Genomic DNA, 18,860 nt, shown 5'->3' with positions numbered 1-18,860 from the left:
GGGAAGGTGACGGCAGGGCCTCGGTCACGTCTGGTCCGCCGGCCGCTTCTGGCCGGACGCGTCGGCGGCCGGGTACTTCTCCTCGAGCAGCTCCTGGAGGAAGGAGCCCCAGTGGATGCCGGGGCAGGCGAAGAAGTCACGGCTGTTGATCTCCAGGCGGAGATCGTCCCGGCAGCGGCTGATCAGCTCCATCACCATCAGGCTGTCCAGGCCCATGTCCGCGAGACGGGTGTCCTCGGTGAGCGTGTCCAGCTCCAGCCGCAGGATCTCGGAGAGCTGGACGCGGATGTACTCGTTCAGCTCGGTCAGGCGCTCCTCCCGCCCGAGGCCGGCCAGCCGGGCGGTCAGCGTCCCCGGTGCGGCGTCCTGTCCGGCCGCCGCCGGGGGAGCGCTGCGGATCTCGCTGAGGATCGGCCTCTCCCTGCGGGCCTCCATCAGATCGCGGAACAGAGCCCAGTCCGCCGAGCACACCGTGCGGTTGGCGACGCCGTCGGTCACGGCCTCGCCGAGCAGTTCGAGCGCGTGCTCGGGATTGAGCTGGTGCAGGCCGATGGAGCGCAGGAACGCCATCACCGAGTCGTCCGCGAGCCCGGAGGCGGCGCCCCACGGGCCCCAGCTGACGGTCGTGGCGGCCAGGCCCCGCGACTGCCGGAAGTGCGCGAAGGAGTCCAGGAAGGCGTTGGCCGCCGAGTAGCCCGCCAGATGCTGGGAGCCCCAGACCGAGGCGATCGACGAGAAGGAGACGAACAGGTCGAGGTTCTGGTCGGCGGTCGCGTTGTGCAGCGCCCAGGTGCCCGCCACCTTCGGGTGCAGGCAGCGGTCGTACGTCTGCGGGTCGCTCTCCCGCAGGAACTGCGGCTCCGACAGCCCGGCCGCGTGCACGACACCGCGCAACGGCCGCCCGGACAGCCCGAGCTGGTCGGTCAGCGAGCGCAGCGCCGTCTCGTCGGCGACGTCCAGCGCCACCACCCGTACGTCGGCGCCCTGGGCCTCGATCCGGCGGACCCCGGCGATCCGCTGCGCGGTCGCGTCGTCCAGGGCCGGGTCGTCCCAGGCGGAGCGCTCCGGCAGACCCCTGCGGCCGGCCAGGACGACCGTGCCCGCGCCGGAACGCGCGAGCCACTCGCCGAGCAGCAGCCCGAGACTGCCCAGGCCGCCCGTCACCAGATAGCTGCCGAGGTCGCTCAGGTGCGGTGCGGGATGCTTCGCCGACGCGTCACCGGAACCGGCCGCCACCAGCCGGGGCACCAGGACCGTGCCGCCGCGCCGGGCCGTCAGGTCCTCGGCCGTGCGGGTCCCGAGGAGACCGGCGATCTGCTCGGCCTCGTCCGCGGCGCCCGCCGGGTCGAGGTCCAGCAGCCCGCCCCACAGCTCGGGGTGCTCCAGCGCGGCCACCTTGCCGAGCCCCCACAGCGGGGCCGCCGGCAGGCAGATCCCGTCCTGCTCGGGGCCGGTCCACTGGGCGCCCCGGGTCACCACCCACAGCCGGGTGGCGGCCTCGTCGACGGCCAGCTTCCGGGCCGCGGCCAGGAAGACGTGCTCGGCGTGCTCGCGTGCCACGCCCGCCGAGGTGTCGTCGTACCCGGACACCGGCAGGTCGAGGCCGCTCAGCAGCACCAGGTGCGCGAACGGCGTGCCGTCCGAGAGCGCCGCCAGGACCGCGTCGACCGAGGCGTCCGCTCGGGCCACCACCGCCCCGCGCAGCGCCAGCCGCTTCGCCACCGACTCCAGCACCCCGGTGTCCGCGCCGGCGGCCGGGGAGCCGGGGCCGCCCGCGCCGACCAGCAGCACCCGCTCGTCGCGCAGGTCGTGCGGGGTGAACGCGGCCGGGTCCGCGGGCCGCCAGACCTGCTCCCAGACCGTCTCCTCGCGGACACTGCGCGGCACGTCCTGCCCGGCCTGGACCGACGACCGCAGATGCACATGGCGCATCATGATCAGCACGCTGCCGTCGGAGCCCAGGATCTCCAGGCCGCCGCGCAGCTCCCCGTCCTCCTCGGCCGGGTCGAGCCAGCCGTGGATGTAGCGGCGGGTGCCCTCGGGCACCGCCGTCGGCGTGGGCACGGCCCCCGGGTCCGGGGCGTCGGCCGACTGCCGCAGCAGCCCGAGCGTCAGATCCAGCAGCGCGCCCCGGGGCAGCTCCTCGGCGCCCCGGTTGACCTCCGCCAGCACCTCGCCCGCACCCCGGTACACCTCGGTGAGCACCGGCTCCGCCCACCCGGGCACGTCGATGTCCGCCGGGTCCACCGGAACGCACCGGGCGCGTACCGACTCCAGGTCCCCGTCCGCCGGGCGGGAGTCCGTGGGGCGGCGCACCAGCACACCGCGGGCGTGCAGCCGCCAGCTGCCGCTCTCGGCGACGTCCACGCCGTGCCGCGAGAAGCACAGGAACAGCGAACGTCCCTCGTCGTCCTGGGGCAGCACGTACACCCGTATGCGGTCCGGCCGGTGCTCCGGGTCCAGGAGCAGCGGCTCACCGACGACGAAGCGGTCGACGAGCCGGGGCTGCGCACCCGGCAGCTTGGCGGCGCCCGCCAGCGCCCAGTTGCAGAAGCCGCCCGCCGACACGGACCGGCGGCCGTCCTCGTCCGTCTGGACGAACAGCTCGGACACGTCCTCCAGACTCGGCGAGAACGTCGGCGGACCCGACAGCAGGTGCCCCTCGAACAGGGCCCCTGGCGCGTCGTCCGCGGAGGCCTCCGCCGCCGAGGCACCGGTCGCGTCGTCGTCGTTGAACCAGTAACGCTCGCGCTGCCACGGGTAGCTGGGCAGCGTGGTGCGGTGCGGGCGTTCGTGCGCGTGCACCGCGTTCCAGTCCACGGGTACGCCGCGGTGGTGCAGCGCTCCCAGGGCCTGGCCGACGATGTGCGCGTCGTCGCGGTCCCGGCGCAGCGAAGGCACCCAGCCGACCCCGTCCTCGGGCAGGCAGCGCGCGCCCAGACCCAGCAGCACCGGCGCCGGGCCGAGTTCCAGGAAGGTACGGCAGCCCGTCTCGTACAGCGCGGTGACGCCGGCGTAGAAGCGGACCGGCGCGAGGACGTGCTCCGACCAGTACTCGGGGCGCAGCTGATCGGGGCCCCACTCCTTGCCGGTGACGTTCGAGACGATCGGGTACTTCGGCCGGTTGAAGGTCAGCGTCTCGGTGACCTTGCGGAACTCCTCGAGCATCGGGGCCATCAGCGGCGAGTGGAAGGCGTGCGAGACGACCAGCCTGCGGTGCTTGACGCCGCGGGCGGCCAGCAGGCCGACGACCTCGCCGACCTCGTCCTCGGCGCCGGACAGGACCACGTCGGTCGGGCCGTTCACCGCCGCCAGGGCGACCCGCGGCAGCGGGCCGGCCTCGGCGATCGCCGCCCGCACCGTCTCCTCGTCGCAGACCAGCGTCTCCATCACGCCGCCCGACGGCAGCGCCTCCATCAGCCGGGCGCGGGCCGTCACCAGCCGGGCGGCGTCCTCCAGCGAGTGGACCCCCGCGACGCAGGCCGCGGTGATCTCGCCCAGGGAGTGCCCGATCAGCGCGGTCGGCCGGATGCCCCAGGACTCCCACATCCGGGCCAGCGCGTACTCGACGGCGAACAGCGCGGGCTGCGTGAAGCCCGTCCGGTTGATGCGCTCACTGTCCCCGGCGCCCTCGAGGACCGGGCCCAGCGGCTCGTCCAGGTGCCGGTCGAGCGCCTGGACCGCCTCGGCGAGCGCCTCGGCGAACACCGGCTCGGCGGCCGAGAGACCGGCCGCCATCCCCGCGTACTGCGAGCCCTGCCCGGTGAACAGCCAGCCCAGCCGGCGCGCCTTGGCACCCGTCGGCGCGTGCGACGTCACCTGGTCGGCGCGCTCACCGGCGGCGAACGCCGCGAGACCGGCCGCGAGCTGGTCGCGGTCCCCGGTGACGCTGAGCCCGTACTTCATCCGGGCCCGGCCGATGTGCGTCGAGTAGCAGATGTCCGACAGCGTGCGCGCGTCGGCGGCCCGCACCGGGGCCTCGTACGCGCTCGCCATCGCCCGCAGCGCCTCGGTGCTGTTGGCGCTGAGGGTCAGCAGGCCCACCTCGCGGGGCGTGCCCTCACGGGGGGCGGGGCGCGGTGCCTCACCGATCACCGTGTGCGCGTTGGTGCCGCTCGCCCCGAAGCTGCTCACACCGGCCAGCCGGCGGCCCTCGGGCCAGCGCGTCTCCTCCGTGGTCACCTTCAGGTTCAGCATGTCCCACGGCACCTGCGGGTTCGGGTCGTTGAGGTGCAGGTGCCTGGGCAGCGTGTCGTGCTGCACCGCGAGGACGGCCTTCAGCATGCCCGCGGCGCCCGCGGCGGGCTCCAGATGGCCGATGTTCGTCTTCACCGAGCCGACCAGCAGCGGCCGGTCCGGGGCGCGGTTCACACTGGTCACCGCGTTCAGCGCCTTCAGCTCGATCGGGTCGCCCAGCTGGGTGCCGGTCCCGTGCGCCTCGACGTAGGTGAGCTCGGCCGGGGCGACCCCGGCGTCCTTGAGGGCGGAACTGATCACGTTCTGCTGCGCCGACGGGTTCGGCACCGTCAGACCGCTGCTGCGCCCGTCGTGCTCCGTCGCCACACCGTGGACGACGGCCAGGATCCGGTCGCCGGCCGCCTCCGCCTCGCTCAGCCGCTTCAGGACGAACAGAGCGCCGCCCTCACCGCGCGCGTAACCGTCCGCGGACGCGTCGAAGGTCTTGCAGCGGCCGTCGGGCGACAGCGCCCGCAACTTGCTGACCAGCACGAAACCGTACGGCGACAGCATCAGGTTCACGCCGCCGACCAGCGCCATGTCGCAGGCGCCCGACCGCAGCGACAGCACGGCCTGCTCCAGCGCCACCAGCGACGACGAGCACGCCGTGTCGATCACCATGCTGGGGCCCTGGAAGCCGAACGTGTACGAGATGCGCCCGGCCAGGAAGCTCGGCTCGCCGATCAGCTGGTAGGCGTCGACGTCGGCCATCGCGCCCTTCTGCTGGCGCATCCGCACGTAGTCGCTGGTGCTGGCGCCGAGGAAGACACCGACCCGGCTGCCCTCCAGTTCGGCGGGCGGCAGGCAGGCGTTCTCCATGGCCTCCCAGGCCAGTTCCAGCACCAGCCGCTGCTGCGGGTCCATGCCCGCCGCCTCACGCGGCGAGATGCCGAAGACGGTCGGGTCGAAGGTGTCGACGGGGCCGTCGAGGAAGTTGCCCGACAGGGTGTACGCGGTGCCCGGGTGGTCGGGGTCGGGGTCGTAGAAGCCGGCGGTGGAGTGCCGCTCCTCGGGGAACTGCGACGTCGAGTCACGGCCCTCGGTCAGGGAGTGCCAGAACTCCTCGGGCGTGGCACCGCCCGGCAGCCGGCAGGACAGTCCGACCACGGCGAGGGGCTGTGGCTTCTGCAGCTCCTGGACCCGGGCGCGCAGACTGCGGATGGTGCCGAGCGAGTCCTTGAGCCGGCCGCGCAGGACATCCTGGCTCGGCTGCCCGGAGTTGCTGTTCGTCATCGGTTCTCCTCAAACCCAAGCGTCCGTGAGTCGGAGATCTCCGCCTCCAACTGGCGTAGCAGTTCGTCGTCGTCGAGGTCGTCCAGTCCGTCCGCGTCCCCCGCGTCCTCGCCCTCGCCCCGGTCGGCCGCGTCCGCGGCCTGGGAGGAGTCGTCGGGCGCGGGACCGCCGTGGCCGAGCTGGTCCAGCAGATGAGCGGTGAGCGCCACCGCGGTGGGGTGCTCGAACGCCACCGTCGAGGACAGCTCCGTCTCCAGCTCGCGCGACAGCCTCAGCCGCAGCGTGAGCGACATGACCGAGTCCATCCCGAGCTCGAAGAAGCCCTGGTCGGCGCGGAGTTCGTCGTCGGAGAGGCCGAGGACCGCGGCGACCTGGGTGCACACCCAGTCGAGCATCCGGTCCCGGCGCTGCGCCGGGTCGAGAGCGCCGAGACCGGCCACGAACTCGGTGCCGCCGCTGCGCTTCGCGGCCCCCAGAACGGTGCGGAACAGCTCCCGGTGCGGGGCGTCGGCGAGCGCCGTCCCGAACAGCTCCCAGTCCACGTCGGCCACGCAGGTGTGCACCGTGTTGTCCCAGGCCAGCAGCGAGAGCGCGGTGGACAGGTCCTGCTCCCGCAGCGGGGCGACCCCGCTCGACTTGAGCAGTAAAATCGTCCGTTCGTCGAGCAGCCTGCTGCCCTCCAGCGGCATCAGCTCCACATGCGCCACCGGCAGTCCGCCGGCCCGCCGCCGGGCGGCCAGCGCCCGCAGCGACCAGTCGGACGGCGCGGCCGCGCCCGTGACGGCGCCGCCCCAGGTGCCCGGCACCGAACCCAGCAGCACGAACAGACGCACCGGGTCCTTCGCGGTGAGCCGGTGCAGCAGTTCGGCCGTCTCGGCACGGTTCAGCTCGGCGTTCACCGTGGACTCGGTGGTCTCCTCCAGCGGAGTCGCCGAGCCAGGAGAACCCGCGCACACCACGCCCGCGATCCCGGTGTCCGCGCGCAACTCCTCGACCAGTGAGGTCAGTTCCGCGCGGGAGCCCTGCGTCCGCGCCGTGCGGATCTCGGCGCCCGCGGCCCGCCAGCCGTCGATCCGGTCCTCACCGGGCCACTGCTCGCCGCCCGCGGGCTCGGTGTCGGCGAGCACGATCCGCCGCGCTCCCGCGTCCACCAGCCAGTCCACCACCGGGGCCGCGAGGACGCCGCCCGCGCCGGTCACCAGGTGCCAGCGGTCGGCGGTCAGCGGGCGGTGCGCGGTCCGCTCCGGGGCCTCGGCCCGCACCAGCGAACCGACCTGCACGGAGGAGTGCTCCACCTGGATGTGCTCGTCGCCGGGCGGGCACAGCAGCCGGGTGACCAGGGTGCGCAGCTCCTCCGCGCTGCCCCGGCTCAGGTCGACATGACCGCCCCAGGCGTCCGGCCGGGTCATCGCGAGGGTGCGGCCGAGACCGGCGTGCGCCCCCTGGTTGCCGTCGGGGAAGCCCTCGTGGCCGGTCGGCAGCAGCGCCTGCCGGGTGACCAGCCACAGCCGGGGCGCACTGCCCTCGACATCGGCGAGCGCGGTGGTCAGCGCCGTGGTGACCCGCCAGCCGTCGGGACGCGAGTCCAGGTCCTCCAGCGGCCACAGGTCGCAGATCGCCGTCGTCGGCTCGTTGGCGTGCACCGCGAGCAGCGTCTGCCACGCCTCCCGGTCCGACGGGTCCAGACGCAGCTCGCGTCCGCCGTCACCGGCCGGCGAGGGCGCCGCGTCCAGCGAACGCACCCGCCGCACCTCGCAGCCCGCGGCCCGCAGCCCCTCGGCGACGGTTCCCGCCAGGTGCTCGGTGTCACCGCACACCAGCCAGCGCGTCGCGGGCGCGGCGAGGCCGCCGTCCCGGTCGGCGGGCCGCTGCCCGGCGGGACTCCACACCATCCGGTAGAGGAGGTCCGACAGCCGGTCCCGCTCCGCGTCGGCGCCCGGTGCCTCCGGGTGCCCGGCGAGCCGCAGCCCGGCCAGCTCGGCCACGGTGCGTCCGGCCGCGTCGAGCACGGTCACGTCCGCCTCGGGCAGCCCGTCCGCGCCGGACCTCACCGGGCCACGGCACACCCGGACGGTGCCCTCCACCGCCGACCTCACCCGCACCGAGGCGACGGCGCCGGCGACCGGCTCGCCGTCCCCGGCGGATCCCGCCTCCGCGACACGGGCGTCCCCGTCCGTGACGCCGGGCGCGTCCCCGCCGTACGGGGCACCCGCGCCGTCCGCCACCAGGCGCAGCGCCAGCCGGAGCACATCGGCGGGCAGCCGGTGCCGGGAAGCGCCGTCGGGAAGCTCCACGGTCGCCGCCGCGCACCCGCGTCCGGTGCCGGCCGACCGCACGCCGAGCGCGGGGAAGAACTCGCCCAGCGTCGCCCGCAGCGGCTCGTCGTCGGCGAGCCCGTCGAGCTCGGCGGGCGCCAGGACGGAGGCGGCCGACGCCGCCGTGCTCGCCGTGAGCGCCGGCCCGGCCGGGGTGTCCCCGGCGAGCTGACGCAGCACCACACTGCCCTGCCGGGTGTCGACCACGGCCTGCAACGCGGCCCGCGTGTCGTCGTCCACGCGGGGCGCCACGCCGAACCGCACGTCGTCGAGGGCCGGCACCGCACTGCCCGTCGCCGCGGCACTGCCCAGCGCCGCCTCCAGGAGCCCGGCCGCCGACACCGTCGTACCCGCCGCGGCCGTCGTCACCTGCCAGGGGCTGCGCGTCCCGTCGAAGGCCACCGGGAGCAGCGCCGTCCACGGCGCGGTCGTCGGCCGCACCGGCGCCCCGACGAGCGCGCCCCGCGCCGCCGAACGGTCCACCGGGGCGTCCGGCAGCCAGTGCTCCTTGCGCTGCCACGGATAGGCCGGCAGATCCACGACCGTGCGGCCCGGACCGGCGAACGCGGCCCAGTCGACCGGGGCGCCCTGCGCGTGCAGCACACCCAGGGCGGTCAGCAGCGAGCCCACCTCGTCCTCGTCACGGACCAGCGAGGGCAGCACCACCGGCCGGTCCACCCCGGCCTCCCGCAGCGACTCGTCCGCACCGGACACCAGCACGGGGTGCGGGGAGATCTCCACGAACACCCGGTCCTGCGGGTCCTCGACCGCGCTGACCGCGTCCTGGAAGAGCACCGTGTCGCGCAGGTTGCGGCCCCAGTACTCGGCGGTGAGCGCCGACCCCGGCAGCTCGCCGCCCTCCACCGCGGAGTAGAACGGCACCCGGGTCTCGGACGGCACCAGGTCACCGAGCCCGGACACCAGGCGCTCCCGCAGCGGCTCCGTCAGCGGCGAGTGCGGGGCCACCGGCACCTTCACCCGGCGGACGAACACATTCGCCTCGGCCAGCTCCTCGGACAGCTCCTCGAGCGCCGCGAGGTCACCGGCGACGACCGTGGTCCGCGGCCCGTTGACCGTGGCGATGCCCAGCTTGTCCTCGTAGAGCACCAGATACGGCGCGAGTTCCTGACGGGGCAGGCCGACGACGATCGAGCCGCCGGTGCCGACGATCGTGTCCAGCAGCCGCGAGCGCAGGCAGAGGATCTCCGCGGCCTGCGCCAGGGTCAGCGCCCCGGCCGCCCACGCGGCGGCGACCTCGCCCATGCTGTGGCCGACGACCGCCTCCGGCACCACGCCCCAGCTGCGCCACAGCTCGACCAGGCCGACCTGCACGGCGAAGATCAGCTCCTGCGGGATGCCCTCGTCGAAGGGCCGGCTGTCCGGCTCACCCCGCAGCGACGCCAGCGGCGACCAGGCGATCCACTTGCGCATCTCCTCCTCGCAGGCCTCCACGGCCCGGCGGAACACCGGCTCGCTCTCCAGGAGCTGCCGTCCCATCCCGGCCCACTGCGAGCCGAACCCGGAGAAAACGAAGACACAGGAGCGGGCGGCCTCCGCGCTGCCGGTCAGCACGCCCGGGTGCTCCTCGCCGCGGGCCAGCGCCCGCAGCGCCGAGCGGACCCCGACGACGTCCTGGCCGACCACGACGGCCCGCTGGTCGAGATGGCTGCGCCGCACCGACGCGGTGTACGCGAGGTCGGCGAGCGTGTGCGCGCTGCTCGACTCCAGCAGCTCCAGGTACTGCTTCGCCGCGCCGGGCAGCGCCGTGCGCTGCGCGGCCGACAGGGGGAGCGCGAAACGCGCGGGCGGCTCGGCGTGCGTCTCCTCGGCGGCCCGCGGCCGCTCGGGGGGCTCGGCCACCAGGACGTGCGCGTTGGTGCCGGTGAATCCGAAGGAGCTGACGCCCGCGATCCGGCGCCGGCCCCGCTCGGGCCAGTGTGCCGAACCCTCGGCGATCCTGAGGCCCAGCCGCTCCCAGTCGATCTGGCGGGTCGGCTCGGTGGTGACGCCGACGTGCGGGGCGATCCGCCCGGTGTGCACCGACAGGACCGCCTTGATGAGGCCGGCCATGCCCGCCGAGGCCTCCAGATGACCGATGTTGGGCTTGGCCGACCCCACCACCAGCGGGGCGCTGTCGCCGTCGCCCGTTCCGCCGGGACGCAACGCCTGGGCCAGCGCCCGCAGTTCGATCGGGTCGCCCAGCGGGGTCCCGGTGCCGTGCGCCTCGGCGTAGCCGACCTCGGGACCGGTCAGGCCCGCCTGCTCCAGCGCCTGCTGGATGAGCGCGCGCTGCGCGGAGCCGTTCGGGACGGTCAGGCCGCTGCTGGCGCCGTCCTGGTTCACGGCGCTGCCCGGCAGCACCGCGTAGATCCGGTCGCCGTCGGCGAGCGCGGTGGACAGCCGCTTGAGGACGACCGCGCCCGAGCCCTCGCCGCGCAGATAGCCGTCGGCCGCCTCGTCGAAGGTGCGGCAGTGGCCGCTGGGGGAGAGGGCGCCGCCGGCCGAGACCGAGACCGGGATCACCGGGCTGAGGATCACGTTGACGCCGCCGGCCACCGCCAGGTCGCTCTCGCCCTGCCGCAGGCTCTGCATGGCCAGGTGCACGGCGGTCAGCGAGGAGGAGCAGGCGGTGTCCACGGCCATGCTCGGGCCGGTCAGCCCGAGGAAGTAGGAGAGCCGCCCGGAGGCTCCGGCGAACGAGTTGCCGGTGCCGTAGTAGAGGTCGACGTCCTGGAGGTGGCTGCCGACGTGCTGGGCGTGGTCGGAGCTGTTCATGCCGACGAACACGCCGGTCGCGGAGCCGCGGAGCCGGTCCCTGGTGGCGCCGGCGTCCTCCAGCGCCTCGTAGGCGACCTCCAGGAAGAGCCGGTGCTGCGGGTCGAGGCTGCGGGCCTCGCGGGGCGAGACCCGGAAGAAGGCCGCGTCGAACCCGCGTACTTCGTCGAGGTAGCCGCCGCGCAGCGAGGTGATCGTGCCCGGCGTCCAGGCTCCGTCGGACAGGAACGCCTGGCCGTCCCAGCGGTCCGAGGGCACGTCGCGGATGACCTCGCGGCCGTCGACGAGGAGCTGCCAGTAGTCCCGCACGGAGGGGCTGCCGGGGAAGCGGCAGCTCATGCCGACGACGGCGATCGGGTCGTCGGCGGGAGCGGCGGCGGGCGTGTCCGCGGGAGCCTCGGCGGCGGGGGCCGGCACCGGCGAGGCCGCCGCCGGGGCCGTTCCGGTCGCGTCAGCCGTGCCCGCCGCGACCACCTGCGGCAGCAGGTGGTCCACCAGCTCGTCCAGGCAGGGGTGTTCGAACGGGGTGGAGAGCGGGATGTCGAAGCCGAGCCGGAGGCCGAGGCGGTCCACGAACTCCACGATGCTCAGGGAGTCGAGACCGAGGTCGGCGAAGCCCCGCCGGGGCGGGATGCGCCGGTCCGTGTCCTGGCCGAGGATCTCGGCGAGCACCCCGGACGTCAGCCGCATCAGCGACCTGCGCCCCCGGTCCGTGGCGGCCGGGCTCTCCGCCTTCGCCGTCTTCCCGGTCCCGTCCGCCACCGCGCCCGCAGGGGGATGGAACGGGGCGGTGGCGGACGGGACGACTTCCCGGGCGGGCCCGTCGGGGGGCAGGACCGCGACCGGGAGGTCACCGGCGGAGCGCGGCGGCTCCGCCGGGGTCGTGAGGCCGCCCGTGCGGGCGGCGTTCAGCTCGACGTGCTGGGCGGGCCCGACGGGGTTGCCGGCCGGGTCGAGCAGCTGCACCGCGAGCCGGGCGGGCGCCGTCTGCGCGTCCGGGACGGCGCCCGGCGCGTACTGCATGCCGGGCGTCACCTCCGGCAGCCAGAACGACTCGTGCTGCCAGGGGTGGCGCGGCAGGTCGGTGAGGTTGCCGGGCAGCAGGCGCGCCCAGTCGATCTCGGCGCCAGCGCAGTGCAGTTCGGCGAGCGAGGACAGCAGCGTCGCGGGCCCGTCGGCGTCCCGGCGCAGCGACCCGACGGCGACGCCCTGACGGCGCAGCGTCTTCAGGGCGTCGTTCAGGGGGCGCACGAGGGTGGGGTGCGGGCCGATCTCGATGAAGTCGGCGCCCCGGTCCTGCAGCAGCCCCCGGACGGCCGGCCAGAAACGCACCGGGCTGACGACGTTGGCCGCCCAGTAGGCGGCGTCCAGCACGGGCACCGGTTCCTCGGTGCTGACGGTGGACACGAACGCCTCGGGGGTGGGCGAGGGTGCCAGGTCGCCCAGTTCGCTTCGGAGTTGGTCGGCGTACGGGGCCATGGCCGGGCTGTGGAAGGCGTAGTCCCCGGGGACGAACCGCGCGGTGACGGAGCGTTCCCGCAGCAGGGAGGCGATCGCGGTCAGGTCGTCCTCGGCCCCGGCGAGGACCGTGGCGTTCGGCCCGTTGACGGTGGCGACGGTGACGGCCCGGCCGGTACCGGTGGCGGCGGCCAGCGCCTCCTGCTCGGGGAGCGCCACCGCGAGCATCCGCCCGGTGCCCGCGGCGGCGCTCATGACGCGCCCGCGCCGGACCGCGAGGTCCAGTGCGGTGCGCAGGCCGAGGGCGCCGGTGAAACAGGCCGCCGATATCTCGCCGAGGCTGTGGCCGATGACCTTGTCCGGCTCGACGCCGCGGTCGCGCCACACCTCGGCGACGGCCAGCTGGAGGGCGACGACGGCGGGCTGGGCGAGTTCGGTGGCGGCCAGGTCGCTCTGGCCGAGCAGGTCGCGCAGGCCGGGCAGCCCGGCCTCGCGCAGCACCGCGTCGCTGCGCTCCAGGCTTGCGGCGGCGGCCGGTTCGCGGTCCCACAGGTCCAGGCCCATGCCGCTCCACTGCGAGCCCTGGCCGGAGAAGACGAAGACGGTCCGGTGCCGTCGGCGGGGCTCGGCGGTGCCGGTGACGGTCCGCTCGTCGGGGGAGCCGCCGGCGAGTTCACGCAGCGAGTCGCGCAGCTCCTCGGCGTCGGCGCCGACGATGGTGGCGCGCGCCTCGTGGTGGGTGCGGCGCACGGCGGCGGTGTGCAGGACGTCGGCCAGCGGCCGCTCTCCGTCGAGCGCCCCGGCCAGGTCCCGTGCGCGCTCCTGCAGGGCGGTCTCGGTGGACCCGGACAGCAGCAGCACCCGGGGCGCCGCCTCTTCCGGTCCGGCGGCCGGGGCCGCGGCGGGCGCGGGCGGCGCGGAGAGCAGTACGTGGGCGTTGGTGCCGCTGAGGCCGAAGGCGCTCACGCCGAACAGCGCGTCCTCGTCCGTGTCCAGCGGGCGGGCCTCGGAGGAGATGCTCAGCGGCCCGTCGGCCCAGGGGATCGCGGGGTTGGGGGTGCCCAGGTGCAGCTGCGGCGGGACCAGGCGGTGCCGCGCGGTGAGCGCGGTCTTGATCAGGGCGGCGACACCGGCGGCGGCGTCGGTGTGCCCGAAGTTGGCCTTGTGGGAGCCGATGTGCAGGGCGCGGCCGCCGTCCCGGCCGGGACCGAAGACCTGGGACAGCGCGAAGGCCTCGATGGGGTCCCCGAGCGGGGTGCCCGTGCCGTGCGTCTCCACGTACGCGACCTGGTCCGGCGTGGCGCCGGCGCGGCCGAGGGCCTCGCGCAGCAGCGCCTCCTGGGCGGTGGCGTTGGGGACGGTCAGACCGGCGCTGCGGCCGTCGTGGTTGAAGGCGCTGCCGCGGATCACCGCGAGCACCTGGTCGCCGTCGGCGAGGGCGTCCTCGAGCCGCTTCAGTACGACGACACCGCAGCCCTCGCCCCGTACGATGCCGTCCGCGTCGGCGGCGAACGGCTTGCAGCGGCCGGTGGGGGAGAGGGCCTGCACCTTGCTCATGAAGATGGAGAGCTCGGGCGCGGCCAGCACGTTGACACCGCCGGCGAGCGCGGTGTCGGCCTCACCACTGGCCAGGCTGCGGCAGGCCAGGTGCACCGCCACCAGGGACGAGGAGCACGCGGTGTTCACGGAGAGCGCCGGCCCGTGCAGGCCCAGAGTGTAGGCGACCCGGCCCGGCGCGAAGCTGAACTCCTTGCCGCTGGCGTAGTACGGGTCGATGCCCTTCACTCCGCGGGTCTTGGAGTGCAGCAGCGTGTAGTCCATCCCGAGCATGCCGAAGAACACACCGGTACGGGACCCGGACAGCTGGGGCTTGGTGAGCCCCGCGTGCTCCAGGGCCTCCCAGGAGACCTCCAGGAGCAGCCGCTGCTGCGGGTCCATCTCGCGTGCCTCGCGGAAGGAGATGCCGAAGAAGTCGGCGTCGAACCGGTCGAGTCCGGGCAGCACGCCGGCGTAGCGGCAGTACCCGGTGCCGGGCGCCGAGCCGTCCTCGCTGACGTACTCGGAACCCCAGCGTTCCGGGGGGATCTCCCCGATCACGTCGACGCCGTCCTTGAGGACGTTCCAGAAGGACTCGGGACCGTTCACGCCACCCGGGTAACGGCATCCGATGCCGACGAGGGCGATGGCCGGATCGGTGGTGATTCCGTTGCGGGCGGGCATGGATCCCCCTCATGGAGTGCGGCGGTCGGCCGGTGATGAGCTGTCCGGACGCGGCAGGGTGCGCGCGTCCGGGAAGAGGCGGTGAAGGCAGAGACCCGGGTGGCGGGAGGGGCGTCCACGCCACCCGGTCGGTGGTGCGGCGGCGGGCGGCCGCCGGGGGCGGCGGCCCGCGACCGGCTGTCCGGTGCGAACCGCCCGGCGGCCCCGGTACCGGGGCCGCCTCACGCGGTTCGGACACGCTCTGGGGTCTTCGTCCGGATCGGGCCCGGCCTGATCCGGACGACAGGCCCTAGAACTCGGGTGCCGCCGAGGGGGCCTTGAGGGTCCCCAGGTACTTGTGCCACAGGTGGTCGGGGTCCTTCTCGACCGCCTCGACGATCTCCCGCATCGCCGCCAGCGCCTTGGGCTCCCCGTCGTACACGTCGCCCTGGAGCATCTTGAGGACGTCCAGGCGGTAGCGCGGGTCCTGGACGAACGCGGTGAACAGGATGTTGAGCCGGTAGTAGATCGAGATGAACTCGTACCAGATCCCGCACGCGGCGCGGAGCTTGCCCACGTACGTGTCGAACCGCTCCTTGCGGAAGTCGCCGGCCTTGTGGGCCGCGATGATGTCCGCGCAGGCCATCCGCGCGCTGTTGAGCGCGACGCTGACACCGCTGGAGAAGATCGGGTCGACGAACCGGGCCGCGTCGCCGATCATGACGAGCGAGTCGTCGGCGATCTGGGTCAGGGCGTAGCTGTAGTCGCCCTCGGCCTTGAACGGCTTGACCCGCTTGGCGTTCTTGAGCGCGTCCTGGAGGGCCGGGCGGCTGCCGACCATGTCCCAGAAGAACGTCTCCAGGTCGTTCTTGGCCTCCTTGAACCGCTGCTTCTGGGTGACGACACCTATGGACGTGATGGTGTCGGTGATCGGGATCTGCCACACCCAGGTGTCCTCCAGCGGGAGGAAGTGGATGAAGATGTAGTCCGCCTGGTCCTTGTTGACGGCCAGGGCCTTGCGGTCGAAGTCGTCGAACCAGGCGTGCACCGCGTACTGGTTGAAGACCGGGTCCGGCTGCTTGACCTTGAGCTGGCTGCCCATCATCGTGCGGCGGCCACTGGCGTCGATGACCATGCGGACGGGCACGGCGACCGGCTGGTTGCCGACCTTCGCCTGGATCACCGGGCGGTCGCTGTCGCTGAAGTCGACGCGGTTGACGCGGACACCGTGGTAGACCTTGGCGCCCAGGCTCTCCGCGTGCTGCAGCAGGATCTGGTCGAACTTCGATCGGTCCACGTGGAAGGTGTGGTCCCGGTCGACGCCGGCCTGGTCGCGCTCGCTGAACAGCACCTCGGCGGCACGGAAGTCGTGGTCCAGGCCCGTGAAGCCCAGGTGGTCGATGTCGCGGTCCTCCGCGGAGGTCCAGGCGGCGCCGTACTTCTTGGGGAAGCCCGCGGCCTCGACCTTCGCCATCGCTCCGGTCTCCAGGAGCACCGGCGTGGTGGCCGGGACCAGCGACTCGCCGACGTGCTCGCGGGGAAAGGTCTCCGCTTCGAAGACCACCACCGACAGCCCCTCCTTGGCGAGGTAGGAGGCGGCGGTGGCGCCGGCCGGGCCGCCGCCGATGATGCCGATGTCGTAGTCGTAGTTCGCCGATGCCTCAGACACGTGAGCTCCTATCGGGTTCTGGTGGGTGACGCTGCGCCGTGGCCGCTGGTCAGTGGACGGGCGTACGGAGGGACAGCAGCAGGTCGGTGATGCTGTCCAGGTTCTGGAAGTTGGTGCCGGTCAGCTCGGTCGGCGGGATGTTCGTTCCCAGCTCGTCCCGGATGTAGGTGAGCAGCTGAGCGGTGTTGATCGAGGTGAGGATCCCCCACTCGAGCAGCGGGGTGTCCGGGGCGATGCCCTGGCTGTCGGGCTCCGAGAGCAGTCGCTCCTGGACGAACTCGGTGAGCTGGGCGATCAGTTCGTCGCGGTCACTGGCCACGGCGTACCTCCTGGAGACGTGTTGACGGGCGGATGTCCCGCCGGATGTCCCGCCGGGAGTCGTCGGCGGGGGTGGCCCGCCAGGGCGTTCAACAATCGTTGATTTCAACGCCTGATGATGTCATTCCTCGATGAACTCTACTAGTGTTGAGTTCATCGTCAAGGGGCCGACGGCAAGCAACGGCGACAAGCCGCCGCCGACCAGGGACCGAAGGGGCCGGGGATGCGGGCACAGGACGACGGAAACCGGGCGGGGCACGGGCCGCCGCCCGGGCAGACACACCTCTGGGCGGTCCCCGAGCCGGACCCCGGACCCGGAGGCGAGGCGGTCCTGCGGCGCTGCGCCGCGTTCCTCCCGCCGGACGAACGGGCCCGCCTGCGGCACCTCGTCGCCTCCCAGCGCGCGCTGTACGCGTCCGCGCACGCCGCGCTGAGGCACGTCACCGCCGCCTACGCCGGCGTGCACTGGTCCCGCGTCGCCTTCGTCCGGGGCGCCTTCGGCAAGCCCTACGTACGCGGGCACCCCGGCCTGCGCGTCAGCCTGGCGCACACCGGCGGCATCTCCCTGATCGCCGTCAGCCGCGACGGGCCCGTCGGCGTCGACGTCGAACGGATCGTGCCGCTCCAGGACCCGGCGGGCATGCGGCGCCAGATCCTCTCCGACTGGGAGGCGGACCGCTGGCCCACCGGGCGCGAGGACGCCGCCCACAGCGGCCTGTTCACCCACTGGACGTGCAAGGAGGCGGTCCTCAAGGCGATCGGCAGCGGACTCGCGGGCGACCTCACCGCGGTCCGCGTGACCCCCGGCGCCCGCCGCGCGGGACCGGTCCCGGTCCACGCCGCGCCCGGCGCCCCCACCCGCCGCTGGGCCCTCCGCCTCGTCGACCTCGGCCCGCGCTACCGGGCCGCGGTCGCGGTCGCGGGCGGCGGCGAGGACGTACGCGTGCGACCGCTCGCGCCGGGCGCGCGGCTCACGCCGTCCGAGGTCACCGCGGTCGCGGCCGGCGACGGCGGCGTGCCCGCGGGCCCTCGGGACGGCGCGTGGACCGTGCCACCGCCGCCGCACGAGGCCGGTGCGCGCCCCCTGCCGCCGCCGCCCCGCGAACCCGGTGCGCGCCCCCTGCCGCCGCCCCGCGAACCCGGTGCGCGAACCCTGCCACCGCCGCCGGCCCGCCGACCCCGCCCGGACCGAACGAGAGGCCCCGTCACCGCTTCGCAGCCCAACGGCTCACCAGCCACCGAGGAGATCCCGTCATGAAGCTGAGCACCCCCCAGCACACCCCGTCCGCCGAGACGCCCGGCGCGGCGCGGGCGCGGTCCGCGCACACCGGGCACGAGCTGATCTGCCTGCCGCACGCCGGAGGCGCCGCACGGGCGTTCACCAGCCTGGAGGCCGCGCTGCCGGGCGCCGCGCGGACGACCCTGCTCGAACTCCCCGGCCACGGCACCAGGATGGCCGAACCCGTGCGCGACGACTTCGGCGCCGTCCTCGAGGACCTCATCCGTGCCACCGCACCGCACACCACGGGGCAGTACGTCCTGCTCGGGCACAGCATGGGCGCGGCGTTCGCGTACGAGATCGGCCGCTACTGGAGCGCCCTGGGCAGGCCGCCGGCCGGTGTCGTGGTCGTCGGCCGCAACGGCCCCACCGCCCGCCGCATCCTGCCGGACCTGCACACCCTGGCCGCCCCCGCCTTCCTGGAGTCGGTGCGCCGCCTCGGCGGCACCCCGCCGCAGCTCTTCGACCACCCCGAGCTGGTCAAGCTGTTCCTGCCGGTGCTGCGCGCCGACTTCACCCTCTCGGAGACGTACACCCCGCTGCCCGGACCGCCGCTGGACGTTCCGCTGTGGGTGTGCGCGGGCGTGGACGACCCGATGGTCGACGACGCGGGCCTGCGGGACTGGGAGAACCACGGCGCCGGTGACGTCTCCATCGAGTGGCTGCCCGGCGCCCACTTCCTGCTCGACGACCCGGCTTTCCACGCCTACGTCGCCGGAGTGCTGCGGACCCTGCCGGACGCCGGCTCCCGGACGTGAGCCCTCTCCCGCCCGCACACGACGCCGCCGGCCCCCTCCCCGCAACACGGGGACGGGGCCGGCGGCGTTCGCCGGCTCAGGCGGCCGGCTGGGTGCGCAGTTCCGAGAAGCGGGCCCGCCAGTAGGCGAGCGGGGTGCGGGTCGCGGAGACCTCGCCGTGGACCAGCCGGCCGATCAGGACCTGGTGGTCACCCGCCAGGTGGCTGCTGGTCAGTACGCACTCGGCGAAGGCGACCGTGTCGTCCAGGACCGGCGCGTCGGTGCGCTTGCCCGGGCTCCAGGGCACCGCGGAGAACCGCTCGGGCACCGGGGAGGCGAAGACACGTGCGGTCTCGGCCATCTCGGCGGAGAGGAAGTTCACCGCGAACGCCGAGCTCTCGTGGATGGCTTCCAGCGTGGCGCTGGGCTGCTTGACGCAGACCAGGAGCAGCGGCGGCGAGGCCGACACGCTGCACACCGCGCTGCAGGTGAGGCCGCGTGGCTCGCCATCGGCCGTCAGGCTCGTCACGACGCTCACACCGGTGGGCAGCGAGCCCATCACCGAGCGGAACGTGTCGAGGTCCACCTGGTCCAACAGGGTGTCGGGCGTGCTGAATCGATCGGACATGTGCAGATCCTCG

At 74.3% G+C, this 18,860-nt stretch carries 7 protein-coding genes; 2 read left to right on the top strand and 5 right to left on the bottom strand.

Annotated elements, in window-relative coordinates:
- Window positions 1–24: 24 nt before the first annotated feature.
- The 4 genes from ACFY93_RS08325 to ACFY93_RS08310 form a co-directional block, all read right to left on the bottom strand.
- Complete coding sequence (locus tag ACFY93_RS08325; RefSeq protein ID WP_391354760.1) at window positions 25–5,469, bottom strand: SDR family NAD(P)-dependent oxidoreductase; 5,445 nt, start codon at window positions 5,467–5,469, stop codon at window positions 25–27.
- Window positions 5,466–14,237 (bottom strand): beta-ketoacyl synthase N-terminal-like domain-containing protein, encoded by an 8,772-nt coding sequence (locus tag ACFY93_RS08320; RefSeq protein ID WP_391354758.1) that lies wholly within the window; start codon window positions 14,235–14,237, stop codon window positions 5,466–5,468. Before ACFY93_RS08320 ends, ACFY93_RS08325 begins: the two co-directional genes overlap by 4 nt.
- A gap of 289 nt (window positions 14,238–14,526) precedes the next feature.
- On the bottom strand, window positions 14,527–15,885 hold the full coding sequence (locus ACFY93_RS08315; RefSeq protein ID WP_391354755.1) for a tryptophan 7-halogenase: 1,359 nt from the start codon (window positions 15,883–15,885) through the stop codon (window positions 14,527–14,529).
- Between the two features lie 49 nt (window positions 15,886–15,934).
- A complete protein-coding gene (locus ACFY93_RS08310; RefSeq protein WP_391354752.1) occupies window positions 15,935–16,204 on the bottom strand; it encodes a phosphopantetheine-binding protein in 270 nt (89 codons plus the stop codon).
- A 222-nt stretch (window positions 16,205–16,426) separates the two neighbouring features.
- On the opposite strand from ACFY93_RS08310, the gene ACFY93_RS08305 reads away from it, so the two are divergent.
- Both ACFY93_RS08305 and ACFY93_RS08300 read left to right on the top strand, forming a co-directional pair.
- On the top strand, window positions 16,427–17,461 hold the full coding sequence (locus ACFY93_RS08305) for a 4'-phosphopantetheinyl transferase superfamily protein (protein ID WP_391354749.1): 1,035 nt from the start codon (window positions 16,427–16,429) through the stop codon (window positions 17,459–17,461).
- Window positions 17,458–18,240 (top strand): alpha/beta fold hydrolase, encoded by a 783-nt coding sequence (locus ACFY93_RS08300; RefSeq protein WP_391354746.1) that lies wholly within the window; start codon window positions 17,458–17,460, stop codon window positions 18,238–18,240. Before ACFY93_RS08305 ends, ACFY93_RS08300 begins: the two co-directional genes overlap by 4 nt.
- 76 nt (window positions 18,241–18,316) lie before the next feature.
- On the opposite strand, the gene ACFY93_RS08295 is transcribed toward ACFY93_RS08300, so the two are convergent.
- The gene (locus tag ACFY93_RS08295) at window positions 18,317–18,847 is read right to left on the bottom strand and encodes a flavin reductase (protein WP_391354744.1); all 531 of its coding nucleotides are present in this window, start codon (window positions 18,845–18,847) and stop codon (window positions 18,317–18,319) included.
- Between the last annotated feature and the right edge of the window lie 13 nt (window positions 18,848–18,860).

The sequence above is a fragment of the Streptomyces sp. NPDC008313 genome (genome assembly GCF_042956125.1).
Taxonomy (GTDB): Bacteria; Actinomycetota; Actinomycetes; order Streptomycetales; family Streptomycetaceae; genus Streptomyces.
The sequence above is the reverse complement of the archived record's forward strand: the minus strand, read 5'-3'. Positions and strand labels throughout refer to the sequence as shown.

Excerpts from the sequence above, each read along its gene's own strand:
- ACFY93_RS08325 (WP_391354760.1), bottom strand. The coding sequence starts at position 5,469 with ATGACGAACAGCAACTCCGGGCAGCCGAGCCAGGATGTCCTGCGCGGC.
- ACFY93_RS08320 (WP_391354758.1), bottom strand. The coding sequence starts at position 14,237 with ATGCCCGCCCGCAACGGAATCACCACCGATCCGGCCATCGCCCTCGTC.
- ACFY93_RS08305 (WP_391354749.1), top strand. The coding sequence starts at position 16,427 with ATGCGGGCACAGGACGACGGAAACCGGGCGGGGCACGGGCCGCCGCCC.
- ACFY93_RS08300 (WP_391354746.1), top strand. The coding sequence starts at position 17,458 with ATGAAGCTGAGCACCCCCCAGCACACCCCGTCCGCCGAGACGCCCGGC.
- ACFY93_RS08295 (WP_391354744.1), bottom strand. The coding sequence starts at position 18,847 with ATGTCCGATCGATTCAGCACGCCCGACACCCTGTTGGACCAGGTGGAC.